Origin of the sequence: Mumia xiangluensis, from assembly GCF_010994095.1 — a bacterium.
Taxonomy (GTDB): domain Bacteria; phylum Actinomycetota; class Actinomycetes; order Propionibacteriales; family Nocardioidaceae; genus Mumia; species Mumia xiangluensis.
The window spans coordinates 292,331-316,445 of record NZ_WJYO01000004.1; the positions used below are offsets into that span (position 1 = coordinate 292,331).

Annotated in this window: 25 protein-coding genes; 12 read left to right on the forward strand and 13 right to left on the reverse strand. The window is 70.4% G+C overall.

Annotated features, from left to right (window positions below; all coding sequences use genetic code 11):
- Positions 1 to 115: 115 nt before the first annotated feature.
- The gene (locus GH747_RS14490) at positions 116 to 1,021 is read right to left on the reverse strand and encodes an alpha/beta fold hydrolase (RefSeq protein WP_149770304.1); all 906 of its coding nucleotides are present in this window, start codon (positions 1,019 to 1,021) and stop codon (positions 116 to 118) included.
- A gap of 105 nt (positions 1,022 to 1,126) precedes the next feature.
- Between GH747_RS14490 and sucC the strand changes: the two genes are divergently transcribed.
- A complete protein-coding gene (sucC, locus tag GH747_RS14495; RefSeq protein WP_149770305.1) occupies positions 1,127 to 2,290 on the forward strand; it encodes an ADP-forming succinate--CoA ligase subunit beta in 1,164 nt (387 codons plus the stop codon).
- 14 nt (positions 2,291 to 2,304) lie between these two features.
- Positions 2,305 to 3,198 (forward strand): succinate--CoA ligase subunit alpha, encoded by an 894-nt coding sequence (sucD, locus tag GH747_RS14500; RefSeq protein WP_149770306.1) that lies wholly within the window; start codon positions 2,305 to 2,307, stop codon positions 3,196 to 3,198.
- 82 nt (positions 3,199 to 3,280) lie between these two features.
- On the opposite strand, the gene GH747_RS14505 is transcribed toward sucD, so the two are convergent.
- Positions 3,281 to 5,143, reverse strand: coding sequence for a sensor domain-containing protein (locus GH747_RS14505; protein ID WP_149770307.1), 1,863 nt, complete (start codon positions 5,141 to 5,143; stop codon positions 3,281 to 3,283).
- Between the two features lie 117 nt (positions 5,144 to 5,260).
- Between GH747_RS14505 and GH747_RS14510 the strand changes: the two genes are divergently transcribed.
- From GH747_RS14510 to GH747_RS14525, 4 genes are all read left to right on the forward strand, one after another.
- Positions 5,261 to 6,520: a cell division protein PerM gene (locus tag GH747_RS14510; RefSeq protein ID WP_149770308.1), complete on the forward strand. Its 1,260-nt coding sequence runs from the start codon at positions 5,261 to 5,263 to the stop codon at positions 6,518 to 6,520.
- Positions 6,492 to 7,127, forward strand: coding sequence for a phosphoribosylglycinamide formyltransferase (gene purN / locus GH747_RS14515; RefSeq protein ID WP_149770506.1), 636 nt, complete (start codon positions 6,492 to 6,494; stop codon positions 7,125 to 7,127). Before GH747_RS14510 ends, purN begins: the two co-directional genes overlap by 29 nt.
- Positions 7,124 to 8,698: a bifunctional phosphoribosylaminoimidazolecarboxamide formyltransferase/IMP cyclohydrolase gene (gene purH, locus GH747_RS14520; RefSeq protein ID WP_149770309.1), complete on the forward strand. Its 1,575-nt coding sequence runs from the start codon at positions 7,124 to 7,126 to the stop codon at positions 8,696 to 8,698. The genes purN and purH overlap by 4 nt, the downstream gene beginning before the upstream one ends.
- A 131-nt stretch (positions 8,699 to 8,829) precedes the next feature.
- A complete protein-coding gene (locus tag GH747_RS14525) occupies positions 8,830 to 9,711 on the forward strand; it encodes a hypothetical protein (RefSeq protein WP_149770310.1) in 882 nt (293 codons plus the stop codon).
- A gap of 60 nt (positions 9,712 to 9,771) precedes the next feature.
- On the opposite strand, the gene GH747_RS14530 is transcribed toward GH747_RS14525, so the two are convergent.
- A complete protein-coding gene (locus GH747_RS14530) occupies positions 9,772 to 10,311 on the reverse strand; it encodes a YbaK/EbsC family protein (RefSeq protein ID WP_149770311.1) in 540 nt (179 codons plus the stop codon).
- 30 nt (positions 10,312 to 10,341) lie between these two features.
- On the opposite strand from GH747_RS14530, the gene GH747_RS14535 reads away from it, so the two are divergent.
- The 3 genes from GH747_RS14535 (at position 10,342) to GH747_RS14545 (ending at position 11,950) form a co-directional block, all read left to right on the forward strand.
- Positions 10,342 to 11,202 carry a bifunctional methylenetetrahydrofolate dehydrogenase/methenyltetrahydrofolate cyclohydrolase gene (locus tag GH747_RS14535; RefSeq protein ID WP_149770312.1) on the forward strand — a complete coding sequence of 287 codons (861 nt, stop codon included), beginning with the start codon at positions 10,342 to 10,344 and terminating at the stop codon, positions 11,200 to 11,202.
- Entirely contained in the window at positions 11,199 to 11,471 is a 273-nt protein-coding gene (locus GH747_RS14540; RefSeq protein ID WP_163695643.1) for a DUF3017 domain-containing protein, read from the forward strand. The genes GH747_RS14535 and GH747_RS14540 overlap by 4 nt, the downstream gene beginning before the upstream one ends.
- An 86-nt stretch (positions 11,472 to 11,557) precedes the next feature.
- Positions 11,558 to 11,950: a phage holin family protein gene (locus tag GH747_RS14545; RefSeq protein WP_149770314.1), complete on the forward strand. Its 393-nt coding sequence runs from the start codon at positions 11,558 to 11,560 to the stop codon at positions 11,948 to 11,950.
- A 93-nt stretch (positions 11,951 to 12,043) separates the two neighbouring features.
- Here GH747_RS14545 and GH747_RS14550 read toward each other — a convergent pair whose 3' ends face one another.
- Positions 12,044 to 13,033 (reverse strand): malate dehydrogenase, encoded by a 990-nt coding sequence (locus GH747_RS14550; protein ID WP_149770315.1) that lies wholly within the window; start codon positions 13,031 to 13,033, stop codon positions 12,044 to 12,046.
- A 116-nt stretch (positions 13,034 to 13,149) separates the two neighbouring features.
- Positions 13,150 to 13,902: an aquaporin Z gene (gene aqpZ, locus GH747_RS14555; protein WP_149770316.1), complete on the reverse strand. Its 753-nt coding sequence runs from the start codon at positions 13,900 to 13,902 to the stop codon at positions 13,150 to 13,152.
- Positions 13,903 to 14,055: 153 nt separating this feature from the next.
- Between aqpZ and GH747_RS14560 the strand changes: the two genes are divergently transcribed.
- Positions 14,056 to 15,306, forward strand: a complete 1,251-nt coding sequence (locus GH747_RS14560; RefSeq protein WP_228552936.1) for an MFS transporter — start codon at positions 14,056 to 14,058, stop codon at positions 15,304 to 15,306.
- A 215-nt stretch (positions 15,307 to 15,521) separates the two neighbouring features.
- Here the strand turns inward: GH747_RS14560 and GH747_RS14565 are convergent, their stop codons facing one another.
- From GH747_RS14565 to trxA, 8 genes are all read right to left on the reverse strand, one after another.
- Positions 15,522 to 16,502 carry a sulfate/molybdate ABC transporter ATP-binding protein gene (locus tag GH747_RS14565; protein WP_149770318.1) on the reverse strand — a complete coding sequence of 327 codons (981 nt, stop codon included), beginning with the start codon at positions 16,500 to 16,502 and terminating at the stop codon, positions 15,522 to 15,524.
- Complete coding sequence (locus tag GH747_RS14570) at positions 16,499 to 17,368, reverse strand: sulfate ABC transporter permease (RefSeq protein WP_149770319.1); 870 nt, start codon at positions 17,366 to 17,368, stop codon at positions 16,499 to 16,501. Before GH747_RS14570 ends, GH747_RS14565 begins: the two co-directional genes overlap by 4 nt.
- A complete protein-coding gene (gene cysT, locus GH747_RS14575; RefSeq protein WP_149770320.1) occupies positions 17,365 to 18,210 on the reverse strand; it encodes a sulfate ABC transporter permease subunit CysT in 846 nt (281 codons plus the stop codon). The genes GH747_RS14570 and cysT overlap by 4 nt, the downstream gene beginning before the upstream one ends.
- The gene (locus GH747_RS14580; RefSeq protein WP_149770321.1) at positions 18,207 to 19,235 is read right to left on the reverse strand and encodes a sulfate ABC transporter substrate-binding protein; all 1,029 of its coding nucleotides are present in this window, start codon (positions 19,233 to 19,235) and stop codon (positions 18,207 to 18,209) included. The genes cysT and GH747_RS14580 overlap by 4 nt, the downstream gene beginning before the upstream one ends.
- 152 nt (positions 19,236 to 19,387) lie before the next feature.
- Positions 19,388 to 20,248 (reverse strand): formyltetrahydrofolate deformylase, encoded by an 861-nt coding sequence (purU, locus tag GH747_RS14585; RefSeq protein WP_149770322.1) that lies wholly within the window; start codon positions 20,246 to 20,248, stop codon positions 19,388 to 19,390.
- Between the two features lie 21 nt (positions 20,249 to 20,269).
- Positions 20,270 to 21,793 (reverse strand): DHA2 family efflux MFS transporter permease subunit, encoded by a 1,524-nt coding sequence (locus GH747_RS14590; protein ID WP_149770323.1) that lies wholly within the window; start codon positions 21,791 to 21,793, stop codon positions 20,270 to 20,272.
- Entirely contained in the window at positions 21,775 to 22,344 is a 570-nt protein-coding gene (locus tag GH747_RS14595) for a PadR family transcriptional regulator (protein ID WP_205602948.1), read from the reverse strand. The genes GH747_RS14590 and GH747_RS14595 overlap by 19 nt, the downstream gene beginning before the upstream one ends.
- A gap of 124 nt (positions 22,345 to 22,468) precedes the next feature.
- Positions 22,469 to 22,852: a thioredoxin gene (trxA, locus tag GH747_RS14600; protein WP_149770324.1), complete on the reverse strand. Its 384-nt coding sequence runs from the start codon at positions 22,850 to 22,852 to the stop codon at positions 22,469 to 22,471.
- A 201-nt stretch (positions 22,853 to 23,053) separates the two neighbouring features.
- Here trxA and GH747_RS14605 point away from each other — a divergent pair, with 201 nt between their 5' ends.
- Both GH747_RS14605 and GH747_RS14610 read left to right on the forward strand, forming a co-directional pair.
- Positions 23,054 to 23,677, forward strand: a complete 624-nt coding sequence (locus GH747_RS14605) for a hypothetical protein (protein WP_149770325.1) — start codon at positions 23,054 to 23,056, stop codon at positions 23,675 to 23,677.
- On the forward strand, positions 23,667 to 24,089 hold the full coding sequence (locus tag GH747_RS14610) for a hypothetical protein (RefSeq protein WP_149770326.1): 423 nt from the start codon (positions 23,667 to 23,669) through the stop codon (positions 24,087 to 24,089). Before GH747_RS14605 ends, GH747_RS14610 begins: the two co-directional genes overlap by 11 nt.
- The last annotated feature ends 26 nt before the right edge of the window (positions 24,090 to 24,115 follow it).

Genomic DNA, 24,115 nt, shown 5'->3' on the forward strand with positions numbered 1-24,115 from the left:
ACTGGTCCAGGGTCCAGCATGTTGGACGGTTGGTCAAGGTCCCGTGGTGAGGCCCCCGTGGTTCCAGGCGTGTCGGCTGTTTCCGATCCACTCACGGGTCCGCGTGTGAGTCGGGTCACAGACCGGACGGTGCAGTCACGGCCGCCCGTACGGCGGCGACGACCTCCTCGGGGCGCAGCCACGGAAGCCAGTGCCCGGCGTCGACCTCACGCCGGACCAGGTTCGGGACGTGCTCCTCCAGCCCCTCGTACAGCGACGGCGAGAGAAAGTCGTCCCGGAGGGCGACGACCAGGGTGACGGGGACGTGCGTCCTCTCCGGCAGCGGTGCGGAGGCCGACCGGAAGGCGTTCGCGCGGTACAGGTTGATCCCGTGGGCGGCGTCGCGGGCGAGGGAGTCCGACCAGTGGCCGTCCTCCAGGCCCTGCGACCGCGTGAGCGCACGCCGTACGACGCCGGTCGCCCGCCGGACGACCAGCTCGGGAAGGTGAGGGACCTGGAAGGCCAGGATGTACCAGGACTTCGACAGCTGGCCGGCCAGCCGACGCCAGCGGCGCTCACGGGCACTGCGGCGCAGGTAGGCGCCGTACAGGCGCAGGTCGGGTCCGCTGATCGACACGAACGAGGCGATGCGCCCACGGAGCCGCGGGTCGTCGGCCGACGCGAAGACGGCCGACCACAGCTGGACCGAGCCCCAGTCGTGCCCGACGAGATGGACGGCGCCGCCGTCGGGGCGTACGGCGTCGAGCACGGCGACCAGGTCGTCGACGAGGCGCTCGACCCGGTACGCCGAGCGTCCCTCGGGCGCAGTCGACCGACCGGCGCCGCGGACGTCGTACGTGACCACGTCGAGATCCTGGAGCTGCGGCACGACGCGGTCCCACACCCGGTGGTTGTCCGGATAGCCGTGGACGAGGACGACCGTGGGGCCCGACGGGGTGCCGGACCGGTTCACCGAGAGGGTCGCGCCGCGGGAAGGCACACTGAGGGCGGAGACACTGGCGGCTGCGCTGTCGTCGACCATGCGCGGATGGTAGCCCGCCCACCCCGTGGCCTTGTGACCAGGATCACGGGACTACAGTCCAAAAGGTTGTACGGCAGCGTACCTGTACTAAAGGACGGCATCACCGTGGATCTCATGGAGTACCAAGCGAAGGAGCTCTTCGCCAAGCACGGGGTTCCCGTGACGCTCGGCGTCGTGGCGAACACCCCCGAAGAGGCGCAGCAGGGCGCCGAAGACCTGGGTGGCGCAGTCGTCGTCAAGGCCCAGGTCAAGGCCGGTGGCCGTGGCAAGGCGGGCGGCGTCAAGTTCGCGCCGACTCCCGGCGAGGCACGCGACCGCGCTGAGGACATCCTCGGCATGGAGATCAAGGGACTCACGGTCAACCGTGTCCTGATCGCCCCCGCAGCCAGCATCGAGGACGAGTACTACTTCTCCTTCCTGCTCGACCGCGCGAACCGCCAGTACCTGTGCATCGCATCGGTCGAGGGTGGCGTCGAGATCGAGGAGGTCGCCAAGACCAACCCCGATGCCGTCAAGCAGATCCCGATCGACCCGGGCACCGGGGTCGACGAGGCGAAGGCCCGCGCCATCGCGACCGAGGCCGCCTTCCCGGAGCCGGTCTTCGAGCAGGCCGTCACCATGATCCAGGCGCTGTGGAAGGTCTTCGTCGAAGAGGACGCCACGCTCGTCGAGGTCAACCCGCTCGCCCGTCTCGCGGGCGACAAGCTCGAGGCGCTCGACGGCAAGGTCTCGCTCGACGAGAACGCCGAGTTCCGTCACACCGAGCACGAGGAGTTCGTCGACAAGAGCGCGGAGAACCCGCTCGAGGCGAAGGCCAAGCAGCTCAACCTCAACTACGTCAAGCTCGAGGGCCAGGTCGGCATCATCGGCAACGGCGCGGGTCTGGTCATGTCGACGCTCGACGTCGTCGCGTACGCCGGTGAGGCGCACGGCGGTGTCAAGCCCGCCAACTTCCTCGACATCGGCGGCGGCGCGAACGCCCAGGTGATGGCGAACGGCCTCGACGTGATCCTCGGCGATCCCGACGTCAAGGCCGTCTTCGTCAACGTCTTCGGTGGCATCACCGCCTGTGACGAGGTCGCCAACGGCATCGTCGGCGCACTGGACCTGCTGGGCGACACGGCGACCAAGCCGCTGGTCGTGCGTCTCGACGGCAACAACGTCGAGGTGGGTCGACAGATCCTCAACGAGCGCAACCACCCGCTGGTCACCCTCGTCGACACCATGGACGGCGCGGCCGACAAAGCCGCCGAGCTGGCGAACGCCTGAGAGGGGACGAGGACATGTCCATCTACCTGAACAAGGACTCCAAGATCATCGTCCAGGGCATCACCGGCGGGATGGGTGCCAAGCACACCGCCCTGATGCTCGACGCGGGATCCAACATCGTCGGCGGTGTCAACGCCCGCAAGGCCGGCACCACCGTGACGCACACCAAGGCCGGCGCTGAGGTCGAGCTGCCGGTCTACGGCACCGTCGCCGAGGCGATGGCCGAGACCGGCGCCGACGTGTCCGTCGTCTTCGTGCCGCCGGCCTTCACCAAGGATGCCTGCGTCGAGGCGATCGACGCGGGCATCGGCTTGCTCGTCGTCATCACCGAGGGCGTCCCGGTCCAGGACACGGCCGAGGTCTGGTCGTACCTGCAGGGCAAGCAGACCCGGATGATCGGCCCGAACTGCCCCGGCATCATCACGCCGGAGGAGTCGCTGGCCGGCATCACGCCGCACACGATCGCGGGCAAGGGGCCGATCGGCCTCGTGTCGAAGTCGGGCACGCTGACCTACCAGATGATGTACGAGCTGTCGGACTACGGCTTCTCGACCGCCATCGGCATCGGCGGCGACCCGATCGTCGGCACCACGCACATCGATGCGCTCGAGGCCTTCGAGAACGACCCGGAGACCAAGGCGATCGTGATGATCGGCGAGATCGGTGGCGACGCCGAGGAGCGGGCCGCGGCCTACATCAAGGAGCACGTGACGAAGCCGGTCGTCGGCTACGTCGCAGGCTTCACGGCGCCCGAGGGCAAGACGATGGGCCACGCCGGCGCGATCGTCTCCGGCTCGTCGGGCACGGCCGAGGCCAAGAAGGAGGCCCTCGAGGCCGCCGGGGTCAAGGTCGGCAAGACGCCGTCCGAGACCGCGGAGCTCATGCGCGAGATCCTCAAGGCGCTCTGACTCAAGGCGCTCTGAGCGGAACCTTGTACGAGGCGCCCCGACCGTTCATCGGTCGGGGCGCCTTCGCGTAGGGGCGGGTGAGTCAGCGCCAGTAGGCGAGGCGCTGACCGGAGCGGTCGGCGACCCGCAGGAACTGCGTCGCGGTCAGGTCAGCACGCTTGTTGCCCGACTGCCGGACCTCGGTGACGATGGCGCCGCGCCGGATGAGCGCGAGGCGATAGCTGACCGACGACTTCGGGCCCGTCTCGAACGTCATGCGCCACGTCCTGCCGGCGTAGCCCGAGCCGCGCACGGGCTTGCCGTCAGCGACGTTCGCCGCCTGGTTGCGGTCCTCGCACTTGCGGATCCGCTTCTGGACGCGCTGGACGAACGCCTGGGCCTGCTGGGGGCTGCGGAAGGTCGCGATCGACTGGCCGATCCCGAACTGCTTCGGGATCGCCTTGTCGTTGGGGACGACGTAGATCCGTCCGCGTGCCTTGGACACGCCGCGCGTGAGGAAGTTGGCCTGGTCGCACATCGTCGCGGCGGGGTTGTCGCTCGGGGCCTTCGGCTTCGTCCCGGCCCAGGGCTTGGTCTGCGAGCCGACCGGCGGGAGGTCGACGGCCGCGAGGAAGCCGGGATCGGTGGAGGTGCGGGGGAGCGGTGCTCCGACGACCTCGGCCGTCGTCGTGCACGGGCCGCCGGACGATGCGCAGGCCAGCCGCATGGCATCGACGAGGGCTGCGCCCACGGCTGCGGTCGCCGGGCCGCGGGTGCCGTCGGTCTGGTGCACCAGCATCGTGCTGACGACGCCGGTCTGCATCATCCCGATCGTGATCGTCCGCACCGGCGCCGAGAGGTCGTTGAGGCGGATGATCGTGACCGGCGACGCAGCGCCCTTGATCGTCGCGGTGTCCGAGGTCATCTGGATCCCGGGGACGGCACAGTCGGCGTACCACTGCAGCCGCCGCTTCTGAGCCGCCTTCGCGCCGTCGGCGTCGCGGGCGACCTCGATGACGTGGACGGCCTGCTCCGGCTGGCCGTACACCTCGAAGTCGCGGACGTAGGTCTTGCGGGGATTGTTGGTCGCGAACCGGCGCGGTGCGCACGTGGTCAGCGGCTCCCCAGCGGCCGCCGGGTCCGACGCGGCGGCGGCCGCGACCGGATCCTCGTCGTCGCCCGCCTCGTCCGCGGTGGTGGTGAGCGTCGTCCAGTCGCGGTTCGGGCTGAGCCGGCCGATCTCGGTCGCGTTGAGCAGCGACCGTGTGGTGACGGCGTCGCCCGGGCGTGCAGCCTCGACGGGGGTCTCGCCCACCCGGTTGCGCTCGGGAGCAGCCGCCTGGCTCATGGGTGCGGTCGGCGCGACGACGAGCCCGGCACCGACCACGGCAGCGCTGGCGGCCGCGACCGCCATGACGGTGTGCCTGCGGCGGCGCCCGCGGGCCTTGCCGCGGATCCGGGCGGGCGTCGGGAGGGGGATGCGCTCCGAGATCTCGGAGAGCCCGAGCAGACGGCTCTCGATCTGGCCGATGCTCTGCCCGAGCGCCTGCTCGAGCTCGGTGACCGCGTGCTGCGTCTCAGCGACGGCCTCGGCGTCGGTCATCGCGAGATCGCGTGCGGCGGACGAGATGTCGAGCTCGCCGAGCGTCTGGAGGATGATCAGGCGGCGGGTGCGGCTGTTGAGGTTCTGGAGGGCCTCGATCAGGCCGAGGTCGCTGTCGTCCTCGTGCCGGCGACGCCACGGGCGCGTCCCTCGCGACAGCCGGGCGTGACGGAACGCCTCGCCGCGGACGAACCCCAGCGGATCACGCGAACGGTGCTTGGCCCAGCCCTGCCACGCCTTCCCGTAGGCCTCGGCGACGGCCTCCTCGGTGACCGTGCGGTCGCCGCTCTCGGCGTACGTGAGGTGGGTGACGTATCGGCTGGTGGAGTCGTAGAAGGTGTCGAACTCTTCCACCTTCGGCATGACTCGGTTCTCCCTCGGTCCGGGGTGCGGCGACTGACTGTGACCCGGACGACCCCCCGGTCGGGCACTCGGCGTGCCTCCGTCCAGGGGACCCAGGCTACAGGGACCATGGTCGAGATGACCGAGACTCTCGCCCCGAATCCCGTCGGCGCCCGCGGCACGAGCGACGGCGGCACCAGGCCCGGATGGTACGCCGGCGCGGCGGGTGCCGTCCTGGCCGCCGCGATCGGCCTCCTCGTCTGCGGCGGGCTGGCGGTCGTCGTCTGGATGTCGGCCGGCAGCGGGTCCGCCGCAGGCGCGCTCCGTGCGGGCGCGATCGCGTGGCTGACGGCCCACGGCAGCGGTGTCGTGGTGTCCGGCGCGGTCCTCAACGCCATCCCGCTGGGACTGTTCGCGCTGGTCACCGTGCTGCTTCACGGGTCGGTCGCACGCGTCGCCACCGGCTTCGGTGTCGCGCCGACGGTCCGGCAGGCCGTGTCGGCGGGCGCTGCCACGGCCGTCCTGTACGCCGGGGTGCTCGCCGTCGTCGCCTGGTGGTCGGCCCTGGGGGCGGTGCACGTCGAGACATGGCGGGCCGCCGTCGCGGGTCTCGTGGTCGGTGGCCTCTTCGGATTCACCGGCGGTGCCCACGGATCGGGGCTCGCGCAACGCCAGTACGACGCACTTCCGCCGCTGGGCCGCTCGGCGCTGCGGGGCGCCCGGGTGGGGGCGGTCGCGCTCGTCGGGGCCGCAGCGCTCCTCGTCGTGGGCGGGATCGTCGCGAGGATCGATACGGCCGGGGCGATGTGGGACTCGCTTCGACCCGACGCCCTCGGAGGGCTCGGCCTCTTCCTCGTCTGTCTCGTCGTCCTCCCCAACCTGGTCCTGTGGAACGTCGCCGCGCTGCTCGGCCCGGGGTACGCCCTCGGCGCGGGCACCTCGGTCACCCTGACCGCGAGCAGCCTCGGCGCCGTACCCGCCCTGCCGGTGCTCGCCGCACTCCCGCCGACCGGCCCGCGACCGGCGTGGCTGGTGGCGCTGTCGGCGCTCCCGCTGCTGTGCGGTGCGATCGCCGGCTACCGCGCCGTCTCGCCGCGGCGGTCCTCGACCGTGCTCGCGCACGACCTGCGGACCGCGGTCGTCGGCGGGGGAGGCGCAGGCGCGATCGCAGGATCGTTGCTCGCTGCGGCCATGCTGCTGTCCGGCGGGTCCGTCGGACCAGGCCGGCTGGGACATTCCGGCCCCGATCTCGCGGTCGCCGCCCCCCTCGCGATCGTCGTCCTGGCCGTAGGCGGGGCGGTCGGGGGAGCAGCGGCGCACTATCGTGGTCGTCGTGGAGCAGACGACGACGCAACCGCACCGGCCGCTGATCCGCCGGACTCCACCCCCGACGACTGACCGCCCCGCGCGGCTGGTCGTCCTCGTCTCCGGGTCAGGCAGCAACCTCCAGGCCCTCATCGACGCGTGCGCCGATCCGGCGTACGGCGCGGAGGTCGTGGCGGTCGGAGCGGACCGCGACGGCATCGAGGGTCTCGCCCGCGGCGAGCGGGCGGGCGCAGCCACGTTCGTGCACCGCGTCCGCGACTTCGACGAGCGGGCGGACTGGGACGCCGCCCTGACGGCGAGCGTGGCGTCGTACGAGCCCGACCTGGTGGTCTCCGCCGGGTTCCTCAAGCTGGTCGGCGCCGACTTCCTGGCGGCGTTCGCCGACCGCTACGTCAACACGCACAACTCGCTCCTGCCGAGCTTCGTCGGCATCCACGGGCCGCGCGACGCCCTCGCGTACGGCGTCAAGCTGGCTGGGGCGACCCTCTTCTTCGTCGACGACGGCGTGGACACGGGCCCGATCATCGCCCAGGTCGCCGTCCCCGTCCTGGACGACGACACCGAGGACACGCTCCTCGAACGCATCAAGGAAGCAGAGCGTCGCCAGCTGGTCGACGCGCTCGGATCGATGGTCCGCCGCGGCTGGACCATCGACGGAAGAAAGGTCACCATCGGATGAGCGAGGCCACCGTGGGCGAAGACAGGCGCCCCATCAAGCGCGCCCTGATCTCGGTGTACGACAAGTCGGGGCTGGAGGGGCTCGCGAACGCGCTGCACGCCGAGGGCGTGGCGATCGTCTCCACCGGGTCCACCGCCGACCGCATCGCGGACGCTGGCGTCCCGGTGACGAAGGTCGAGGAGCTGACCGGGTTCCCGGAGACCCTCGACGGGCGGGTCAAGACGCTGCACCCGCGGGTGCACGCCGGGATCCTCGCCGACATGAGGCTCGACAGCCACGTCGAGCAGCTCACCGAGCTCGAGATCGAGCCGTTCGACCTGGTCGTCGTGAACCTCTACCCGTTCCGGCAGACCGTCGCCTCCGGGGCGTCGCCGGACGAGGTCGTCGAGCAGATCGACATCGGTGGACCGTCGATGGTTCGCGCGGCCGCCAAGAACCACCCGTCGGTGGCCGTCGTGGTCGACCCGCGCCGGTACGACACGCTGCTCACCGCCGTACGCGCCGGCGGCTTCACCCTCGAGGAGCGCAAGCGCCTCGCAGCGGAGGCGTTCACGCACACGGCGTCGTACGACATCGCCGTCGCGTCGTGGTTCCAGAGCATCTACGCACCGCAGACGCAGCAGCAGTTCCCGGCGTGGATCGGCGGCGACTGGGGGCTGTCCTCGGTCCTGCGCTACGGCGAGAACCCGCACCAGGCGGCCGCGCTCTACCACGGCGACCGGGCGGGCATCGCCAACGCGACGCAGCTGCACGGCAAGGAGATGTCCTACAACAACTACGTCGACGCCGACGCGGCCCGGCGTGCCGCGAACGACTTCGACGAGCCCGCGGTCGCGATCATCAAGCACGCGAACCCGTGCGGCATCGCGGTCGGCGACGACATCGTCGAGGCGTACGCGAAGGCGCACGCGACCGACCCGCTGTCCGCGTACGGCGGCGTGATCGCGGCGAACCGTCCCGTCACCGTCGAGATGGCGGAGAAGGTCGCCGAGGTGTTCACGGAGGTCATCGTGGCGCCGGAGTTCGAGCCGCGCGCGGTCGAGGTGCTGACCCGCAAGAAGAACATCCGCATCCTGGTCGCGCCGCTCGACGAGCACCCGCAGGGCATCGAGCTGCGGCTGATCTCCGGCGGCGCGCTGATGCAGTCGCGCGACCACGTCGACGCGCCGGGCGACGACCCGGCGACGTGGACGCTGGCCGCAGGCGAGGCTGCCGACGAGGCGACGCTGGCGGACCTCGCGTTCGCGTGGAAGGCCTGCCGCACCGTCAAGTCGAACGCGATCCTGCTCGCGAAGGACCGCGCGGCAGTCGGCGTCGGCATGGGACAGGTGAACCGCGTCGACTCCTGCAAGCTCGCGGTCGAGCGCGCCGGGGCGGAGCGGGCGACCGGTGCCGTGGCGGCGTCGGACGCGTTCTTCCCCTTCGCCGACGGGCTGCAGGTGCTGATCGACGGCGGCGTGAAGGCCGTCGTACAGCCTGGTGGTTCGGTGCGCGACGACGAGGTGGTCGCAGCCGCGAACGCCGCCGGCATCACGATGTACGTCACGGGCTCGCGCCACTTCTTCCACTGAGAGTCCTTCCGACGTACGTCTCGACATTTCCGTAGCCGGCGCGACGGGAATGTCGAGACGTACGTCGCAGCGCGCGGTTATCCACACGGCGCAGGTGCGGTCTCGGCGCGGGATCGACCAGCATCGGCGCCATGCTCGAACGACAGCGCGGCGTCTTGACGACGGCACAGGCGAACGCGCTGTTCGGTGAGGGCCGGGTCCGGGCCCAGGTCGCCGCCGAGCGATGGCAACGACCGTTCCGAGGTGTCGTCGTCACGCACAACGGTCCCCTCTCGCCGGACCAGCTCGTCTGGGCGCGGCTGCTCGCGTGCGCGCCGGGCTCGGTGCTCGGTGGCCTCAGCGCCGCCTCGTACGACGGGTTGCGCGGGTTCGCCGTCGAGGAGACGCACGTCGTCCTTCCGGACGCCGCGCGTCGCCCGGCGATCGAGGGGGTCGTCCCGCACTGGAGCGTCTACCTCGACGAGCGCGACGTGCACCCGGCGCGGCACCCGCCCCGTACGAGGATCGCGCGCAGCCTGGTCGACGCGGCGAGCTGGTCCGAGCGCGAAAGGCGGGCCAGAGCGATCATCCTGGCGGGAGCGCAGCAAGGACTCGTCCGGACACCGCACCTGCGTGATGCCCTGAGTCGCCGCGGCAGCTGCCGCCATCGCGCGCTGATCGTCGAGTCGTACCTCGATGCCGCGGGCGGGATCCAGTCGTTGCCCGAACGCGACTTCGAGACCATCCGCCGCGCCCTGCACCTTCCTGTCCCGACCCGGCAGCGTCCGGTCCGACGCGGCGACGGGCGCTACTACCTCGACGTCGCCTGGGACGAGTACGACCTCGCGGTCGAGGTCCACGGGATCCCGCACATGCGCGTCATCCAGTGGGACGCGGACCTGATGCGGGCGAACGAGATCGTGATCGGCGGGCCGAAGCTGCTGATCTTCAGCTCGTACGCGATCCGGCGCCAGCGCGCCGCGGTCTCCGACCAGCTCGCACGGCTGTTCGCGAATGCGGGGTGGCGCGGGTGAACCACCGACGTACGTCTCGACATCTCCGTCGCGTCGGCAGCGGAGATGTCGAGACGTGCGTCAGAGGGCGATGGCCGCGACCTCGGCACCGGGGAGCGCGGCGAGGAGCGGACCGGGGACGACGAGCTTGGAGCGGCGCACGCCCGACCCGATCAGCGCCCACTCGAGCGCGGCCGCCCGCTCGTCGACGAGGATCGGCCACGGTTCCGGTGCGCCGACGGGCGTGATGCCGCCGTACTCCATGGCCGTCGTCTCCGTCGCCCAGTCCATCGGCGCGAACGACAGCTTGCGGACGTCCAGGCGACGGCGTACGGCGCCGTTCACGTCGGCGCGGGTGTCCGCTCGGACCACGCACGCGGCCGCCCGCTCCTCGCCTGCCCGCTTGCCGAGGACCACGACGCAGTTGGCCGACGCCTCGAGCGGCACCGCGTACGCCTGCGAGAACGCCGCCGTGTCGGCGAGCCCGGGATCGATCTCGCACACCCAGGCGGACTCCGCGGTCGCACCCGGCGCGGACAGGGCTGCGGCGACGGGGGCTGCGAGGAGGTCCAGACGGTCGAGGGCGGGAACGAGATCGAGGGTTCCGAGGCGAGGGGTCACCCGCGAAGTCTTGCATGGGAGACTTCTCGGGTGAGCGCTCAGATTCTCGACGGCAAGGCCGCTTCCGCTGCGATCAAGGCCGACCTCGCCACGCGGGTCGCGACCCTCGCGGAGCACGGGGTACGCCCCGGGCTGGGGACGCTGCTCGTGGGCGACGACCCCGGCAGCCAGATCTACGTCGCCGGCAAGCACCGCGACTGCGCGCAGGTCGGCATCGAGTCGATCCGCGTCGACCTGCCGGCCACCGCGACCCAGGACGAGATCCTCAAGGCCGTCGACACGCTCAACGCGGATCCCGCCTGCACCGGATACATCGTGCAGCTCCCGCTCCCGAAGGGCATCGACGAGAACGCCGTCATCGGTCGCATCGACCCGAACAAGGACGCCGACGGCCTGCAGCCGACCAACCTCGGGTGGCTCGTCCTCAACGAGCCCGCGCCGCTGCCGTGCACGCCGCGCGGCATCGTCGAGCTCCTCCGCTGGGGCGGGGTCGAGATCGCCGGGGCCCAGGTCGTCGTGGTCGGCCGCGGCGTCACCGTCGGGCGGCCGCTCGGTCTGCTGCTCACCCGCCGCAGCGAGAACGCGACCGTCACGCTCTGCCACACCGGCACCCGCGACCTGGCCGCCGAGGTGCAGCGCGCGGACATCGTGGTGGCCGCCGCCGGTGTCCCGTCGATCATCACGGCTGACATGGTCAAGCCGGGCGCGGCGGTCCTCGACGTCGGGGTGAGCCGCGACGCCGAGGGCAAGATCGCCGGTGACGTCGACCTCGGTGTCGCCGAGGTCGCCGGATGGATCTCCCCGAACCCGGGCGGCGTCGGGCCCATGACGCGGGCGATGCTCCTCCAGAACGTCGTCGAGGCCGCCGAGCGCGCAGCCGGGCTGGCATGACCCGACCCGACGGCGTCTCGGGGACACGGGCGTACGTCGCGCTGGTCGTGGCGCTGTGCGTCGGGCTGATGCTCGTGGCGCTGGGAGCGTGGCGCCAGGGCATCCTCGTGCTCGGCAGCTCCTTCGTCGGCGGTGCGGTGGTCCGCGCCGCACTCCCGGAGCCGCGAGCCGGGCTGCTGCGGGTGCGCGGTCGTACCTTCGACGTCGCGTGGATGCTCGCCGTCGGGGCGGGCCTGGTGGCGCTCGCCTTCGTGGTGCCCGAGGGCTAGCTCCCCGTTGCCTGAGGGCTAGACCCCCGTACGCCCCCACTGCGCGCCGCACGGCAGCGGTGATCCGGCGGCGCTACGCTCCGAGCATGATTCGGCTGCTCCTCAACCTCCTGATCTCCCTGGTCGCGTGCGCCATCGGCATCGTCGTCGCCGGATGGCTGCTCGACGACATGACGGTGTCCACGGGTGGCTTCGTCACCGCGGTCGTCGTCTTCGCGATCGCGCAGATGATCCTGTCGCCCTTCATCCTCAAGGTCGCCGCGACGAACGCGCAGGCCTTCGTCGGCGGTGTCGGCATCGTGTCGACGCTGGTGGCGCTCTTCATCGCGACGCTCGTCGGTGACGGCATCTCGATCGACGGCGTCTCCACCTGGATCCTCGCCGCGCTGATCGTCTGGCTCGTGACCGCGGTCGCGTCGCTGCTCGTGCCGTTCATCCTCATCAAGATGGGCGTGAAGGCGCTGCAGAACCAGAAGTAACCGGGCGCCGGAGCGCGAGCAGAGGCGCCGACAGACGACGACGCCCTGCCCCGGGGGTTCCGGGACAGGGCGTCGTGCTGTCTGCTGCTGGGCTCAGATCAGGCCGAGCTGGGTGACGGCGTCGCGCTCCTCGACGAGCTCGGCGACCGACGCGTCGATCTTCGCGCGCGAGAAGTCGTCGATGTCGAGACCCTGGACGATCTCCCAGTCGCCGCCCTTGGTGACGACGGGGAACGACGAGATGAGGCCCTCGGGCACGCCGTACGAGCCGTCGGAGGAGACGGCCATCGAGACCCAGTCGCCCTCGGCCGACCCGAGCAGCCAGTCACGGGCTGCGTCGATGGTGGCCGAGGCGGCCGACGCTGCCGACGACGCGCCGCGTGCCTCGATGATCGCCGCACCTCGCTTGGCCACGGTCGGGATGAAGTCGTCGGCGATCCACGCCTGGTCGCCCACGACCTCGGCGGCGTTACGGCCGGCGATCTCGGCGTGGAAGATGTCGGGGTACTGGGTCGCCGAGTGGTTGCCCCAGATCGTCATCTTGGTGATGTCGGTGACGCGTGCCCCGGTCTTGGCCGCGAGCTGCGAGATCGCACGGTTGTGGTCGAGACGGGTGAGCGCGGAGAAGCGCTCGGCCGGGATGTCGGGTGCGTTCGTCTTCGCGATGAGGGCGTTGGTGTTGGCCGGGTTGCCGGTCACGCCGATGCGGATGTCGTCGGCGGCGTGGTCGTTGAGGGCCTTGCCCTGAGCCGTGAAGATCGCGCCGTTGGCCTCGAGGAGGTCACCGCGCTCCATGCCCTTGCTACGCGGGCGCGCACCGACGAGGAGCGCGAGGTTCGCGCCGTCGAAGATGGTGTTGGCGTCGTCGCCGATCTCGACCGAGTCGAGGAGCGGGAACGCGCAGTCGTCGAGCTCCATCACGACGCCCTCGAGCGCCTTGAGCGCAGGCGTGATCTCGAGCAGACGCAGCTGGACCGGGGTGTCCGGGCCGAGCAGATCGCCGGCGGCGATACGGAAGAGCAGGCTGTAGCCGATCTGGCCGGCGGCGCCGGTGACGGCCACCTTCACGGGTGTTGCGCTCACGACATCTCCTTGCAAGAAGCTGGGCGTACGGACGCGTACGTGCTCCAGACGCTAGCAAGTGCAGATCGCAGCGATCGCGCCGGGTTACCGGGCGATACCGGCCGTACGAGGGTACGTCAGGCCGTGGTGTCGCCGGTGACGTCGATGTCGGTGCGGTCGACGCCGGTGATGAACACGAACGAGGCTCCGGCGATGGCGGCACCTATCAACGGTGCCAGCAGGAAGACCCAGACCTGTGCGAGAGCGTCCGTTCCTGCGAACCACGCGACAGCGAGCGATCGCGCCGGGTTCACCGACGTGTTGCTGACCGGGATCGAGATGAGGTGGATCAGGGTCAGCATGAGACCGATCGCGAGAGGTGCGAAGCCGACCGGAGCGCGCTTGGAGGTCACGCCGAGGATGACGTAGAGGAACATCGCGGTCATCACGACCTCGCACAGGAACACCGACCAGAGCACGTAACCGCCCGGTGAGCGGTCGTCGTAGCCGTTCGTGGCGAAGCCGCTGTCGACGGCGTTGAAGCTGTCGATGCCGTTGGCGATGCCGAGGAGCACCACGGCGCCGAGGGTGCCTCCGACGATTTGGGCGATCCAGTAGGGCCCGACGTCCTTCCACGGGAAGCGCTTGGCGATCGCGAGGCCGAAGGTGACGGCTGGGTTGAAATGCGCGCCGGAGATGTGGCCGACGGCGTACGCGCCGGTGAGGACGGTGAGTCCGAAGGCGAAGGCGACACCGAGGTGCCCGACGCCCAGGTTGCCCACGTCGGTCACGAACACGGCGGCGAGCACTGCCGTGCCACAGCCTCCGAGCACCAGCCAGAACGAGCCGAGCAGCTCGGCTCCGAGTCGAGAGCGGAGTTCGGGCACCATCGTTCCCCCTTTTGATGGCCGTCCCCCTGACAGCCCTCGTCTCGCATTGTGCGTGACTTGTCGCACGGCCGCGAGCGACACGCCGCCGTGGGGTGAGCGAGTTCACGGTCACGGACCCTGAATTGTTCTTTCCTGCAACATATTATGGAGGAGGTGACCTCCTCCGTTCTCTCGCCTCGCCGTCCCCGCCCGCCGCGCATTCTCCGCGAGCGCACCGGCGGGACCCCGCGCAACCTCACGCTCGCGCTGATCGCGCTGGCTCTGGGCGGATTCGCGATCGGGACCACCGAGTACGTCACGATGGGTCTGCTGCCCGAGATCGCCGCGGGGATCGGGGTCTCGATCCCGAGCGCAGGGCACGTCATCTCGGCGTACGCGGTCGGCGTCGTCGTCGGCGCCCCCCTGATCGTCTCGCTGACCGCCAGGCTGCCGAAGCACGCCCTCGCGATCGGGCTGGTCGCGGCACTCGCCCTGGGCAACATGCTGACCGCCGTCGCCCCGACGTACGAGACGCTGCTCGGCGCCCGGTTCCTGGCCGGCCTCCCGCACGGCGCGTACTTCGGCGTCGCGTCCCTGATCGCGGCCTCGATGGTCTCGCCGCAGCGCAGAGGTCGCGCGGTCGCCTCGGTGATGCTCGGGCTCGCGGCTGCCAACCTCGTCGGTGTGCCCGCGAGCACCTTCCTCGGACAGCAGCTCGGATGGCGCTCGGCGTACTGGGTCGTCGTGGGGCTCGCCGTGGTCACTATGGGGTTCATCGGTGCCTTCGTCCCGCAGCAGCAGCGCGACACGTCGGCGACCGTACGCCGTGAGCTGCGCGCGCTGCGCCAGCCGCAGGTCCTCCTCACCGCCGGTGTCGGCGCGATCGGGTTCGGCGGGCTCTTCGCCGTCTACAGCTACATCGCGCCCATCACGACCGACGTGAGCAACCTGAGCGCCTCGTTCGTGCCGTGGGTGCTGCTGGTGTACGGAATCGGCTCGATCCTCGGTACGGCGCTCGGGGGGCGGCTCGCCGACCACTCGCTCTTCGCGTGGCTCTGCACCATGCTCGTCGCGATGGCCGCGCTCCTCGCGCTGTTCGCCGTCACGGCGCAGCACGGTGCCCTGCTCCTGATCGGCGTGCTCCTGCTCTCGACCGCGGCGTCGGCGCTCGGCCTTCTCCTGCAGATGCGTCTGATGCACGTCGCCGGCAGCGCCAAGATGCTCGGGGCGGCGCTCAACCACTCCGCACTCAACGCGGCCAACGCGCTGGGTGCATGGCTCGGCGGTCTCGTGATCGCCGCAGGATTCGGCTACATCGCGACAGCGTGGGTCGGCGTGGGCCTGTCGTTCGCCGGGCTCGCCATCCTCGTCGCCTCGGCGTGGCTCTACCGCGGGGAACGCCTCGCGCTGTCCTTGTCGCACTGACCGCTGCGCGCCGCCGCGCCGCGCCGAGCTGCCGCGCGCCGCACCGAGCTGCCGCGCGCCGCACCTCCCTCCGGCATTTGCGGTGGGAGCACCGCAAATGCCGGGACCGCACCGCATATTTGCGGTGCAGCCCCGGCGGTTGAGGTGCGGGCACCGCAAACGGGAAGGCGTGCCCGGGCACGCGGGCGCGGCCGCGTGCCTGGGCGCGGGGACGGTCAGGCCAGTACGGCTGCCGGAGCGGCTGAGCCGTTGACGGGCGACGACTCGCGCAGCCACACGCCGATGCCCTCGCCCAGCCCGCGGTGGAGGGCCTCCGTCCGGGTGAGCTGGACCAGGATCGGCTCACCGCCGGCGACCGGCGTGACCTCCAGACGCACCTCGTACCCGATTCGGGTCCACCGCGTGACCGTCCCCGGTACGGCGTCCGGGACGGGTGCGGTGGTGACCTCGATGTCGTGCGGCCGGACCAGCCGGCCTCCCAGCGTGGTCACCGGGCCGAGGAACGAGAGGACGAAGTCGGACGCCGGCTGGTCGTACAGCTCGTCCGGCGTGCCGATCTGCTCGATCCTGCCCTGGTTGATGACGACGATCTGGTCGGCGACCTCGAGAGCCTCCTCCTGGTCGTGCGTCACGAACACGGTGGTGACGTGGACGTCGTCGTGCAGGCGACGCAGCCAGTCGCGCAGCTCCTTGCGGACCTTCGCGTCGAGTGCGCCGAACGGCTCGTCCAGCAGCAGCACGCTCGGCTCGATCGCGAGGGCGCGTGCCAGCGCCATGCGCTGCCGCTGACCGCCGGACAGCTGAGCGGGATAGCGGTCGGCGAACTGCTCGAGGTGCACGAGCCGCAGCATCTCGCGGACGCGCTCCTCGACCTGCTTCTTGGACTGCTTGCGGATCTCCAGCCCGAACGCGACGTTGCGCGCCACGGTCATGTGCTTGAACGCGGCGTAGTGCTGGAACACGAATCCCACGTTGCGCTTGCGCGCCGGGAGACGGGTCGCGTCGGTGCCTTCGATCTCGACGGTGCCGGAGTCGGCGTTCTCGAGTCCGGCGATGATGCGCAGCAGCGTCGACTTGCCGCCGCCGCTGGGCCCGAGCAGGGCGGTGAGCTGCCCGGTCGGGACCGACAGGTTGATGTCTTCGAGGGCCACGAAGTCGCCGAAGCGACGGCTGACCCCTGCGATCTCGATGCTCATGCTGGGTCCTTCTGGGTGGGTACGGAGGTGGTGGCGGCGGTGACCCCGGCGGTGCTGGCGGACTCCTCGTGGCCCGGGCGCAGCAGCGTCACGACGATCAGCGCGAGGACGGCGGCGGCAGCGAGGACGAACGACGAGGCGTACGCGGCGGTCTGCTCGAAGTTCTGGTACTTCTCCTCGACGACGAGCGTGGCCGTCTGGGTCTGGCCGACGATGTTGCCCGACACGATCTTGACCGCGCCGAACTCGCCCAGCGACCGGGCGAGGCTCAGGACGACGCCGTAGACGAGCGCCCAGCGGATCGCGGGGATCGTGATGCGGCGGAACGTCTGCCAGGCGTTGGCGCCGAGGCTGCGGGCAGCCTGCTCCTGCTCGGTGCCGATCTCGGTGAGGACCGGCACGATCTCGCGGATCACCAGCGGGAGCGACACGAACGCCGTGGCCATGATGATGCCCGGTGTCGCGTAGATGACCTGGATGCCGGAGTCCTCGAGCGCGGGGCCGAACCAGCCGTTCGTCCCCCCGTACGCGAGGAGCAGTGCCAGGCCGACGACCACGGGCGACACCGACAGCGGCAGGTCGATGAACGCCGACAGGGCACGGCGACCCGGGAACGTGTACCGGACCAGCAGGATCGAGATCAGGATGCCGAAGACGGTGTTGATGACCACCGCCCACACGGCCACGATCAGCGTGAGCTGGAACGCGTACGCGGTCGTCTCCTCGGTGAGCGCGTCGATGAAGGTCCCGATGCCCTCGGAGAACGCGTTCTTGGCGACGAGCGAGACGGGCCACACGATCAGGAGGCCGAGGTAGACGAGGACGATCGTGCGCAGCGAGTAGCGGACGAGGCGGTTGCCGTTCATCGTCGGGCCACCCTTCTCGAGATGACGTCGAGCGCCACGATGGCGAACAGGGCTACGAGGAGAAGCAGCGACGCGACGGAGGCGGCGGCCGCCATGTTGCCGTTCTCGATGTAGGTGAGGATGCGGACCGACGTGACCTCGGTGCGCATCGGCAGGTTGCCCGAAAGCAGGACGAGCGAGCCGTACTCGCTGATCGCTCGCGCGAACGAGAGCGCCGCCCCGGCGGTGATCGCCGGTGCGAGCGCAGGGATCAGGATGCGGCGGAACGTCGTGAAGCGGCTGGCGCCCAGGGACTGGGCCGCCTGCTCGGTCTCGGGGTCGAGCTCGAGCAGCACGGGCTGGACCGTGCGGACCACGAACGGCGTCGTCACGAACAGCAGCGCGAGGTAGACCGCGATGCGGGTGTTGGCGACGTCGACGCCGATCGGGCTGTTTGGGCCGTACAGAGCGAGCAGGACGAGGCCGGCGACGATCGTCGGCAGCGCGAACGGGATGTCGATGATGACTTCCAGGACGCGCTTGCCCCAGAAGCGGTCACGGACCAGCACCCAGGCGATCATGGTGCCGAAGACGACGTTCGTGAGGGTGACGAGGACGGCCTCGCCGACGGTGAGCTTGATCGCGGCCCACGTCTGCGGCTGGCGGATCGTCTCCCAGAACGTCGCCCAGCCTCCCTCGGTCGTCGTGATGACCACCGCTGACAGGGGCAGCAGCACGAGGATGCTGAACCAGATCAGCGCGATCCCCAACCCCACCCCGGCGGCGGGGGTGAGGGCGGTCGCCGCGCGGGCGCGGCGCCGGGGACCCCGGCGCCGCACCTGCGTGAGGGTCGGAGACGTCACGACTTGCCCGTCTCCTGCTGGATCTTCGTGACGATGCCGTTGTTCTCGTCGAAGAACTTCGTGTTGATGGCCGACCAACCACCGAGGTCACCGTCGATGGTGAAGAGGCTCGTCGGCGTCGGGAACGGGTCCTCCGGGTCGTTCGCACCCTCGACGGTGCCGACCTCGACGCTGTCGCTGATCGGGCGGAAGCCCTTGGAGACGTACTGCTCCTGACCCTCGTCGCTGAGGACGAACTCGAGGAACTTCTCGGCCTTGGGGTCGGCGTCCTTGAGGACGGCGCCCGGGTTCTCGATGAGGAGGGTCTCGTCCGGGACGACGTAGTCGAACTTCTCACCCTGCTGGCGGGCGAGGATCGCCTCGTTCTCGTACGAGATGAGGACGTCGCCGGTGCCGGCCTGGAAGGCTGCAGTGGCGTCGCGACCCGAGCCCGGGAGTGCGGCGACGTGCTCGAAGAACTTCGTCAGGTACTGGGTGCCGGCGGCGTCGCCACCCTCGGCGGCTGCCTGCTGCCACCCGGCGAGGATGTTCCAGCGGGCGGCGCCGGACGAGCCCGGGTTGGGCGTGACGATCGAGACGTCGTCCTTGACGAGGTCGTCCCAGGTCTGGATGTTCTTCGGGTTGCCCTCGCGGACGACGAACACCACGACGGAGTCGGTGACGATGCCCTTGTGCTCGCCGTCGTCCCAGGTGTCCTCGACGAGACCGGCCTCGACCAGTCGCGTCACGTCGGGGGTGATCGAGAAGTGCACGTAGTCGGCGGCGAGACCACCGGCGACCGCGCGGCTCTGGTCGCCGGAGGCTCCGTACGACTCCTTCCAGACGACGCCCTTGCCGTCGTCGGTCTTCGCGAACTCCTTCTGGGCGGCGTTGTTGCCAGCCTTCGGGACCGCGAAGCCGACCAGCGACAGCGTCGTGCTGTCCGCGCTGTCGGCGTCGGCGCCGCCGCAGGCTGACAGCCCCAGCGCGGCGGCGAGCGCGACGGTTGCAGCCTGGAGGCGGGTGGCCTTCTTTCGAGTGGACATGACTTCCCTTTCGCAGTGTGATCCAGCGCGGTGCGCTGAGTGCGCTCAAACTAGTGAGTTACTAATCCCGAGTAGATTACTCGACTATAGCGACAAGGGAACGCCGTTTTGGGATTTCTCACGATGTGAGCGGGCGGCCGTCCCAGGCGTCGCTAGGCGAAAACGACCGTACGGCTGCCGTTGAGGAGGACGCGCTGCTCGGCGTGCAGCCCGACGGCGCGCGAAAGGACGCGGGTCTCGACGTCGCGGCCGGCCTGGACCAGCGCCGCCGGGTCCTGGTGGTGCCCCACGCGGGTCACGTCCTGGTCCACGATCGGGCCCTCGTCGAGGTCGGCCGTGACGTAGTGCGCGGTCGCCCCGATCAGCTTCACGCCGCGGGCGTACGCCTGGTGGTACGGCTTCGCCCCCTTGAAGCTCGGCAGGAAGCTGTGGTGGATGTTGATCGCGCGCCCCTCGAGCCGGCGGCAGGCGTCGTCCGACAGGATCTGCATGTAGCGCGCCAGCACGACCAGGTCGATCTCGAGCTCTTCGACGAGCTCAAACATCCGCGACTCGGCGTCGCTCTTCGTGTCTGCCGTGACCGGGACGTGGTGGAACGGCACGTCGTACGACCGGGCGAGCCGCTCCAGATCCGGGTGGTTGGAGACGACGGCGCCGATCTCGATGTTGAGGGCACCGATGCTCTGCCGGAACAGCAGGTCGTTGAGGCAGTGCCCTTCCTTCGACGCCATCACCAGGGTGCGGCACGGTGCCTCGGCGACGGCCAGATGCCAGGTCATCGCGTGCAGCGCGGCGACGTCACCGAACCCGCTGCGCAGGTCGTCCACGTCGTACGCGTCACCCACGCTCTCGAAGTGCACGCGCAGGAAGAACTGCCCGCCGATCGGGTCGGTGAACTGCTGGGCGTCAAGGATGTTGCCGCCACGCTCGACGATCCACGACGAGATCGCATGGACCAGACCAGGCCGGTCGGGGCACGTGAGGGTCAGGACGTAGGTGGCGGCGGCAGGCATGGACGAAAGCGTACGGCGGGCCTACGCGCCGGACGGCGCCGACTGGGACGCCGGCCGTACGGCGGGGGCCGGCGCCGCGGTGAGGTGCGGCGGCCGCTGGTACAGGAGCACCGCGACGAGGCCGACCACGAGCACGGCCGCCGGTAGCAGCAGCGACTGCGACATCGCCTCGCTGAACCCGGAGCGGGCGGCCTCGGGGAGCGCTCCGCCAGCCACGGCCGACTCGTTGGCAGACCCTGCGCCAGGGAGCTCGGCGGCGATGCGTGCCTGCATCAGCGCCGCGATCGCCGCACTGCCCAGGACGCCGCCGACCTGGCGCATCGTGTTGTAGACGCCGGCTCCCGCACCAGCGCTGCTCATCGGCAGGTTGCGCGTCGCCGTCGACGCGACGGGGGACCACATCGAGCCGTTGGCGACACCGAGCAGCGCGATCGGCAGCAGGACCAGCCACACCGGTGCCTCCGGCGTGAGCACGAACGACAGGCAGATCAGCGCCACCACGAACGCGGAGATGCCGATGCCGGCGATGATCCGGGGGTGGACGCGGTCGGTGAGCCCGCCGACCCACGGCGACAGCACCGACGCGATGACCGCCATGGGAAGCAGCAGCATGCCGGACTGCGTCGGAGACCAGTCGCGTACGGCCTGGGCCCACAGCATCAGCGGCAGTGCCATCGCGGTGATCGCGAACCCGATCGTGCTGATGGCGACGCTGGACAGCGAGAAGTTGCGGTCCTTGAACAGGCGCAGCGGCACCAGCGGCTCGGCGCGGTTCACCGCCTGCCAGACCACGAACGCGGCGAGCACCACGACTCCGGTGACGATGAGGCCCCACACGGTGACGAACCCGGTGATCGTTCCCCAGTCGTACGTCTCGCCCTCCTGGATGCCGAAGACCAGCAGGAAGAGGCCGATCGCGCTCAGGGCGACGCCGACGAGGTCGAAGCGGTGGGAGAGCGTCGGGAGGTTCGGGACGAGACGGATCGCCATCACGAGGCCGACGATCCCGACGGGGATGTTGACGAAGAAGATCCACTCCCAGCCGAGCGAGTCGACGAGCACGCCGCCGAGGATCGGGCCGACCATCATCGCGACGCCCGCCGTGGCGCCCCACAGGCTCATGGCGCGGCCGCGCTTGTCCGCGGGGAAGGTCCGCGTGATCACGGCCATCGTCTGCGGGGTCATCAGCGACGCGCCGAAGCCCTGGAAGACGCGGGCCACGATGAGCTGCTCGATCGTGCCCGTCAGCCCGCACCACAGAGACGCGCCGGTGAAGAGGATCAGTCCCGCGACGTACACGCGCTTGGGGCCGATCCGGTCGCCGAGGCGTCCTGTGATGAGCAGCGGTACGGCGTACGCGAGGAGGTAGGCCGAGGTCACCCAGACGACCTCGGCCACGTCGGCGTCGAAGGTGGCCATGATCGACGGGGTCGCCACGGACACGATCGTCGTGTCGACGAGGATCATGAAGAAGCCGATCACCAGGGCCCACAGTGCCGGCCACGGGCTGCGGGTCGAGGGGGCGGTCACGCCGGGTGCGGCCATGTCAGGTCCTTCGTTCGGAGGCGGTCGATGATCCGGTCGAGCCAGTCGCGCTCGGCGGCGAGCACCGTACGGCGGTAGTCGGCGACGAACCAGTAGGCCTCGTCGACGGCTCGGCCGCGGGCCGACTCGATGATCGTGGTGAGCTCGGAGATCTCGGCGTCCAGCGCCGTACGCCGTTGCTCGAACAGAACGACGGCCTCCTCGAGCGAGAGGTTGTGGGCCTCGTTGAGCGCGACCGCGAACCGGGGGAACTCGTTGACCGGCGTCCGAAGCATCTCGGTCACGGAGGCGTGGAGCGCGGAGCGGCCGGCGTCGGTCAGCGCGTACGTCGTGCGCTCGGGTCGGTTGCCAGCGCGGTCGGTGCCCACGGCGGTGACGAGCCCGTCGCGGTCGAGTCGCTCGATCGCGTGGTAGAGCGAACCGGCGCGGACCTTCATCACGTGGCCGTCGCGGCGCTCGAGGAGCAGCTGGTACATCTCGTACGGGTGCATCGGACGCTCGACCAGCAGTGCGATCGCAGCGAGCGCGAGGGGTGTGAGTGGCGACGACACCTGGCCTCCTGACCCGTACGGATTATTCCAGCCGGAATATATCGCACGGGATATTGACCCCGAGGGGCGCCCCCGACCGTGACGAAGCCCCTCAGCCAGGAGCTGAGGGGCTTCGATGCATCGATCAGGCCGGGGAGGCGCCTTCGTCCGCCTGCTGCTTCGCGACCTCGGCACGAACCTCGTCCATGTCGACCTCGCGCACGGCGTCGATCACCTGGTCGAGGGCCTGCGCCGGCAGCGCGCCGGGCTGGTTGAAGAGGAGGATGCCGTCGCGGAACGCCATCAGGGTCGGGATCGAGGTGATCTGCAGGGCACCTGCCAGGTCCTGCTCGGCCTCGGTGTCGACCTTGGTGAAGCTGATGTCCGCGTGCTTCTCTGCAGCAGCCTCGAAGACGGGCGCGAACTGGCGGCACGGGCCGCACCAGGAGGCCCAGAAGTCCACCAGCACGATGCCGTCGCCGGAGATGGTGTCCATGAAGCTGTCGGCGGTCAGGGCAGTCGTTGCCATGTCACGTCCATTTCGGTCGGGTACGTCGTGCGGTTCTGCCGTGTTCAACGACCTGCGGTCCGCGGTCATTCCCGGGCGTGGCCCAGCCTAGGCACGGGCGGTGTCATGCCGCGGTCGACGTGCGCCGCAAGCGGCCGCGTGGCGGGTCATTGTGCCGGAACGGTGTTCCGAAGTGAACCGCAGCGACGATAGGGTCCGGCCATGTCTCCCCGTGGCAATCGCCGGCTCGCCCGTGCGCTGCGGCCGAAGCGCACGCGGGCAGAGACCGTAGCGCGCACCTTGCTGCTGGCAGGTGCGGCGGTGATCGTCATCGCTGTGCTGCCGATCGGCCGGCTGCGAGCGCATGATGGCACCGTCCTGCTCGCCGGACTGGTGGTGCTTGCCGCTTGGGCAATCGTCGACTGCGCGTCGGCGTCGCGCAGTCCCGATGAATCGCCGCGGTGGTTCCGGGTGCGGCGAATCGCGCTCCTGCTGAGCCACGGCGGTTTTGTCGCCTTGTGGGGCGCCTGGGGAGCGCTGGTCGTCTCGCCTGACCCGCTGCTCTGGCTCTGGGCGGTCGGCGTCATCGCGTACGTCATAGGCGAGACCCTCGAGGGGGGAGAGACCCGCGCCGAACGCGCGCGGCAGCGGCCGCGTGACCGTGAGCGATGGGCCGACGAGCACCGGCGCCGAGAGGCTACGCGGCTCGCCGCGGCTGAGGCGGAGCGGGCGGCCGAGGGTGCCCGCACAGAGGCAGCCATGAACGCTCTTCACGAGCACCAGGCCCGAGAAGCGAGCCGCGTAGCCCGAGCTGAACCGTCGACTGGGTCCCGCCATGGCTCGTAGAGGCGTTCATCGGGGGGACGCTCTGCCTCGTGCGCTGCGGCCGAAGCGCACGCCGGCAGAGACCCTCAGCCTTAGGCTGCTGCTGGCAGGGGCGGTCGCGCTCGTCGTCGTGTTCCTGCCGATCAGCCCGCTGCGGGAGGCCGACAAGGCGCTCCTGGCGTGTGGAGCGAGTCTGATGGTCGGGTGGGTGATCGTTTCCGCCACGTCTGTCTCGGCCCGCCCGGACGAACCGAGGTGGCACGTCCGGATGCAGCGCGTCGCGACCGCGCTCACCACGGGCGGGCTCACCGTCGCTCTCGTCGCCACGGTGGCCGAGGGCGTTCTCGGCCTCGAGGTCTTTCAGGGCTGGTTGTGGGGAGTTCGAATCGCAGGCATCCTCACGTACGCCATCGGTTCAGGGCTCAAGGAATAGCGCATGGGCATGATCGTGCAGGCTCG

Coding starts and splice junctions, on each gene's coding strand:
- GH747_RS14570 (WP_149770319.1), bottom strand. CDS start 17,368: ATGAACGGCAACCGCCTCGTCCGCTACTCGCTGCGCACGATCGTCCTC.
- GH747_RS14510 (WP_149770308.1), top strand. CDS start 5,261: ATGACCGAGACTCTCGCCCCGAATCCCGTCGGCGCCCGCGGCACGAGC.
- GH747_RS14565 (WP_149770318.1), bottom strand. CDS start 16,502: ATGAGCATCGAGATCGCAGGGGTCAGCCGTCGCTTCGGCGACTTCGTG.
- GH747_RS14525 (WP_149770310.1), top strand. CDS start 8,830: ATGCTCGAACGACAGCGCGGCGTCTTGACGACGGCACAGGCGAACGCG.
- GH747_RS14590 (WP_149770323.1), bottom strand. CDS start 21,793: ATGGCCGCACCCGGCGTGACCGCCCCCTCGACCCGCAGCCCGTGGCCG.
- sucD (WP_149770306.1), top strand. CDS start 2,305: ATGTCCATCTACCTGAACAAGGACTCCAAGATCATCGTCCAGGGCATC.
- purU (WP_149770322.1), bottom strand. CDS start 20,248: ATGCCTGCCGCCGCCACCTACGTCCTGACCCTCACGTGCCCCGACCGG.
- GH747_RS14505 (WP_149770307.1), bottom strand. CDS start 5,143: ATGCCGAAGGTGGAAGAGTTCGACACCTTCTACGACTCCACCAGCCGA.
- GH747_RS14610 (WP_149770326.1), top strand. CDS start 23,667: ATGGCTCGTAGAGGCGTTCATCGGGGGGACGCTCTGCCTCGTGCGCTG.
- purH (WP_149770309.1), top strand. CDS start 7,124: ATGAGCGAGGCCACCGTGGGCGAAGACAGGCGCCCCATCAAGCGCGCC.
- aqpZ (WP_149770316.1), bottom strand. CDS start 13,902: ATGGTGCCCGAACTCCGCTCTCGACTCGGAGCCGAGCTGCTCGGCTCG.
- GH747_RS14580 (WP_149770321.1), bottom strand. CDS start 19,235: ATGTCCACTCGAAAGAAGGCCACCCGCCTCCAGGCTGCAACCGTCGCG.
- GH747_RS14490 (WP_149770304.1), bottom strand. CDS start 1,021: ATGGTCGACGACAGCGCAGCCGCCAGTGTCTCCGCCCTCAGTGTGCCT.
- GH747_RS14545 (WP_149770314.1), top strand. CDS start 11,558: ATGATTCGGCTGCTCCTCAACCTCCTGATCTCCCTGGTCGCGTGCGCC.
- GH747_RS14540 (WP_163695643.1), top strand. CDS start 11,199: ATGACCCGACCCGACGGCGTCTCGGGGACACGGGCGTACGTCGCGCTG.
- GH747_RS14605 (WP_149770325.1), top strand. CDS start 23,054: ATGTCTCCCCGTGGCAATCGCCGGCTCGCCCGTGCGCTGCGGCCGAAG.
- trxA (WP_149770324.1), bottom strand. CDS start 22,852: ATGGCAACGACTGCCCTGACCGCCGACAGCTTCATGGACACCATCTCC.